Below are 4,256 nucleotides of genomic sequence, written 5' to 3'. Positions count from 1 at the left end.
CCGAGATGCCAGGCATAAAATTGAAGTATAGTTATTCTACATAGAAATTTTATAACAAAGCAGATTGGTGCAATTTACCTTGCCCTATGGGGCGCGAGCTCGAAAACCAGTGCTGCGTTGCACCAATCGAAAAGGGAAAAACCATTACCTCATGTTGCGTCTTGCTCTGGTCTCCGAGCTTGTGCCTGACAAAGCATTTTGAAGTAACATGGGTATATATTATACAGTGCCGTTAGTTTCGTGTAGTTCAAGGCGAATCATCGTAGCAATAGCCGGCTATGGTAGATGATTTAACGCAGAAATACGCGGAAATAGCGGTATTGTAGCGATTTGCTTATCCAGAGCTGAGGTTAGTTATGCGGCTGTTAACAAATACACTTTACGTGCATCAAATCAACTTTAAAAAATGAAGTTTATTATAGGAAACTATTTTACAGAAATACCCAACAATAGATGCACGCATCGGCATTAACCCGCTCGTCATCAAACGTGAATAATGGAGTTATAAACATATGTCTGAAAAATTGCTAACTACCCCTTTACATGCACTACATATAGAGATGGGTGGAAAAATGGTACCTTTCGCCGGTTATGATATGCCCGTTCAATATGCACTCGGTGTACGCAAAGAGCATTTACATTGCCGCGAATCCGCCGGGTTATTCGATGTCTCACATATGGGGCAATTACGCCTTATTGGTGAAAAGGCCGCGCAGGCAATAGAGTCACTCGTCCCTGTCGATATTATCGATCTGCCAGTGGGCAAACAACGTTATGCTTTTTTCACCAATGATCAGGGCGGAATTAATGATGATTTAATGATAACAAACTTTGGTGATCATCTTTTTGTTGTAGTTAATGCTGCGTGTAAAGCACAGGACATCGCACATCTGCAAGCAAACCTGCCTGCAGATGTAAAATTAGAAATTATAGAAGATCGTGCATTGCTTGCCCTACAGGGACCAAAGGCCAGCAAAGTATTGGAAAGTTTCAATCCGGCAGTGAGTGAGATGCTGTTTATGGATGCGGCAATTATAAAACTTGCTGGCGTGGAGTGTTATGTTAGCCGCTCAGGGTATACCGGCGAAGATGGCTTTGAGATCTCAGTTCCTGCGGGAAGTGCCGAGGCGTTGGCACGTGAGTTCCTCGCTTTCGCAGAAGTGGAGTGGATTGGTCTTGGCGCACGAGACTCCTTACGTCTTGAGTGTGGTTTATGTTTATACGGTCATGATCTGGATCCGACAACCACCCCGGTCGAAGCCAGCTTATTATGGGGTATCAGCAAGGCCCGTCGCTCTGATGGCGAACGACCTGGCGGCTTCCCGGGGGCAGAGCTTATTCTCGAGCAAATCAGGACGAAAAATGTTCCCCGTAAGCGTATAGGTTTAGTCGGTAGATCCAAAGCACCAGTGCGTGAAGGTTGTAAACTATTTTCAGAAGATGATAATGAAATTGGTATTGTAACGAGTGGTACCTTTGGCCCGTCAAAAGGTATGCCGGTTGCAATGGCCTATATTGACAGTCACTTTAGCGCAATTAGCACAGAAATATTTGCCGAAGTACGGGGTAAAAAGCTGCCGATGACGGTAGAAAAAATGCCTTTTGTACCTCAGCGTTACCACCGTGGGTAAGGGTTAATTCAACCTGCCTCTTTTAAAGAATAAAGCTTGAGTGTGCTCCTGTTGGCGCACACCAGAGCGCCAAAAAATCGTTTATTTTGTCCGGGACTTGATTTAACTCTCAGCAAAACTAAGCAACTGGTTACAGAATGTCTCAGCTTCTGTCATAAAAGGAGCATGCGATGACCGCGTGAAAATATACTGCTCAGTATGGGGTAATAGCTTATCCAGATCTTTGGCCACCTTAAGCGGAACAAGGCCATCTAAGCGGCCATATAAGCGCAGCATAGGTACTGATATTTTCATAAGTTGCGAGCGTAAATCCACATCAGACAATATTTTCAGACCCGCCAATAACGAATCTGGATTCGGCAGAGGACGAGACAACACTGCCTGTTTGAGTTGCTTTACATCCTGCCGTGCTGACGGGCTGCCCATCGCCTGCAGTGCCATAAAGCGATCAATAGTGGTTTGCAAGTCATCCACCAGCTGCTCTGTAAAAGCGGCTAATACATTGGGCTGAATACCACGCCAAATAACCGGCTGTTTCTCTGCAGAAAACTTAGGTGAGCTGGCTACCGTAACAAGCTTTTTCACATAATCCACATGATGCAGCGCCATGTGGGTCGCGACTAATCCTCCTAATGACCAACCTACCCATATTGCGTCTTTGGGCGCACCGACCATTAACATCTGCGCGATTTCATCGAGGTTTTGAGCATGACAGTGTGCGCTGTGACCATAACCTGGCAAGTCCACAACATGCACTCTAAAGTGAGTTTCAAGCATTGTTACTGTTTGTTGCCAAACAGCACCGTTCATCCCCCAGCCATGCACTAATACCAGGTCATTGCCCCGCCCTGACACCTGCCAAAATAATGTTTCCCTCATACGCTCAATACCTCCTACTTTTCAACGGTTAGCAGTTGAATAATGATAATGAACCCTCAATGGCAAGGGACTGACGTTGAATTGAATCCAGTCCCTAATTGTTCAGACATATGTAACACTCCATTATCCACACTTCGTAGCACTCAGATCGCTGCCAATGGCTATGGGACATCTGGTACATCCATTACGTCTATTGCTTTGTTATCAGGCCCAAAATAGTTTCCTATAGTAAACTTTATCTTTACAAGGTCAACTTAACTTCAGCGGAACGCTTTTAATTTATGGCAAAAACATCTCCTGCTCTATACCTTCGCCTACTCATCCACTTAATTAAGGCAAAGATAATACCAATCAGATTAATTATCTGATTGGTATAATAACAGACCACGGCTCTTTCCCAGCAAGAGAAGACTCATAGCACACCTGTTTAGGTTCAATGCTGTCCAATACGGTGTTACGCAACATACTTTCGAAATCGACTATGATCAAGTACTTCAGTTGGCCCTTGAGCACAAACCTAAGTTGATTATTACAGGTAGATCAGCAATACCGCGCCAAATCAACTTTGCTAAATTCCGTGAAATAACTGACGAAGCTGGCGCTTTGCTGATGGTTGATATGACACATACGGAATTATTGCCACTGCTGCCCATCCACACAGTAAACATCACAGCCATAATCTACTGCCTGAAATAGAACTGGTACCTGTCAGGTAATTTGATGTTAAGGTGTCTCTTTATCCTCTTCTTGCCAGGGCCACCTGCCTTCTATCTCAAGATGAAGTGTCACACTAAGGAAAGTACGTATTAAGACAATCATACCCAGAACAGCTACGTTCTCTAATGTATCTGACACAATAACCGTTCTTATAATATCTCCGGCAATTAAAAACTCCAACCCCAGCATAATAGAACGACCCAATTGTCTGCGATAGGTACGGTATGCAACGCCTTCCGGTAAATACCGAAATGAGCGGATAAATATAACCGAAGAAATCATCGACCCAACCACAACAGCGAAGACACCGATAGCTTCAATGGCATAACCTGCAATAGATATTATTTCAGTAAATTCCATAATTTCAGGTAATTCTCCTGTTATACCAATTCCGTTAATTAGATGATCTATTTAGGCGTATAAAAATGGATGAAAGCAAGGTATTGATTGCAGTAACTAGTTGTTCTAATTACACAAAATCGTATGGAACGATTTTGAACAGCTTTTGCTGGCCACAAAGTGGTGAAGAACAGGACGTTCTGAATCAAATCAATAACAAAGACTAAAACGTAGTTTTATGTCTAGCTGGCATTCATTTTAACAAGTATAAATGAATAGATAATTATCGGATTTAGTTTTAATGATCAATTCGACAAGGACTTAATATCAGCGCAAGAAACACGTTATTTTGCTATTTTTTGCAAAACGATAACTGCGTTGTGCGTCGCCTGCTTTGCATTAAAAATACGCTGATGAAATAAAACTTAGACCATATCAATCATTAAAAACAGCTAGTTGGCACAGAAAATGTGTTATGCATTGATTTTGGTTGGAGAAATTGAAGACAAGGATCACTAGAGCACCATATAGTTTAAAAAAACAGCACCAGCGAGAGCCCAAATGGTCGCAGGTAAGGCAAATTTTTGAAGATCTAGTGCGCCATTATAGTTTTTGAAGCTCACCCAGCTAAAGCAAGGTGATTCTTGTCGTCAACGGTTTAGGCATTGCAACATTAAGTTGCGTTAGTCT

Annotated in this window: 5 protein-coding genes; 3 read left to right on the top strand and 2 right to left on the bottom strand. The window is 42.9% G+C overall.

Going from position 1 to position 4,256, the window contains the following annotated elements:
• The first annotated feature begins 512 nt into the window (after window positions 1–512).
• Window positions 513–1,631, top strand: coding sequence for a glycine cleavage system aminomethyltransferase GcvT (gcvT, locus tag ABZA00_RS16485; protein WP_372883242.1), 1,119 nt, complete (start codon window positions 513–515; stop codon window positions 1,629–1,631).
• 102 nt (window positions 1,632–1,733) lie between these two features.
• Here gcvT and bioH read toward each other — a convergent pair whose 3' ends face one another.
• A complete protein-coding gene (gene bioH / locus ABZA00_RS16480; RefSeq protein ID WP_372883241.1) occupies window positions 1,734–2,510 on the bottom strand; it encodes a pimeloyl-ACP methyl ester esterase BioH in 777 nt (258 codons plus the stop codon).
• A gap of 414 nt (window positions 2,511–2,924) precedes the next feature.
• Here bioH and ABZA00_RS16475 point away from each other — a divergent pair, with 414 nt between their 5' ends.
• Entirely contained in the window at window positions 2,925–3,206 is a 282-nt protein-coding gene (locus ABZA00_RS16475) for a hypothetical protein (RefSeq protein WP_372883243.1), read from the top strand.
• A gap of 27 nt (window positions 3,207–3,233) precedes the next feature.
• Here ABZA00_RS16475 and ABZA00_RS16470 read toward each other — a convergent pair whose 3' ends face one another.
• On the bottom strand, window positions 3,234–3,587 hold the full coding sequence (locus ABZA00_RS16470) for a DUF1622 domain-containing protein (RefSeq protein ID WP_372883240.1): 354 nt from the start codon (window positions 3,585–3,587) through the stop codon (window positions 3,234–3,236).
• 65 nt (window positions 3,588–3,652) lie between these two features.
• Between ABZA00_RS16470 and ABZA00_RS16465 the strand changes: the two genes are divergently transcribed.
• Window positions 3,653–3,793, top strand: coding sequence for a hypothetical protein (locus ABZA00_RS16465; RefSeq protein ID WP_372883239.1), 141 nt, complete (start codon window positions 3,653–3,655; stop codon window positions 3,791–3,793).
• The last annotated feature ends 463 nt before the right edge of the window (window positions 3,794–4,256 follow it).

Source organism: Psychromonas sp., assembly GCF_041586535.1.
Lineage (GTDB): Bacteria > Pseudomonadota > Gammaproteobacteria > Enterobacterales > Psychromonadaceae > Psychromonas.
The sequence above is the reverse complement of the archived record's forward strand: the minus strand, read 5'-3'. Positions and strand labels throughout refer to the sequence as shown.

What these genes read in the sequence shown, in the direction of transcription:
- ABZA00_RS16465 (WP_372883239.1), top strand. Translation starts at nt 3,653, where the DNA reads ATGGATGAAAGCAAGGTATTGATTGCAGTAACTAGTTGTTCTAATTAC.
- gcvT (WP_372883242.1), top strand. Translation starts at nt 513, where the DNA reads ATGTCTGAAAAATTGCTAACTACCCCTTTACATGCACTACATATAGAG.
- ABZA00_RS16470 (WP_372883240.1), bottom strand. Translation starts at nt 3,587, where the DNA reads ATGGAATTTACTGAAATAATATCTATTGCAGGTTATGCCATTGAAGCT.
- bioH (WP_372883241.1), bottom strand. Translation starts at nt 2,510, where the DNA reads ATGAGGGAAACATTATTTTGGCAGGTGTCAGGGCGGGGCAATGACCTG.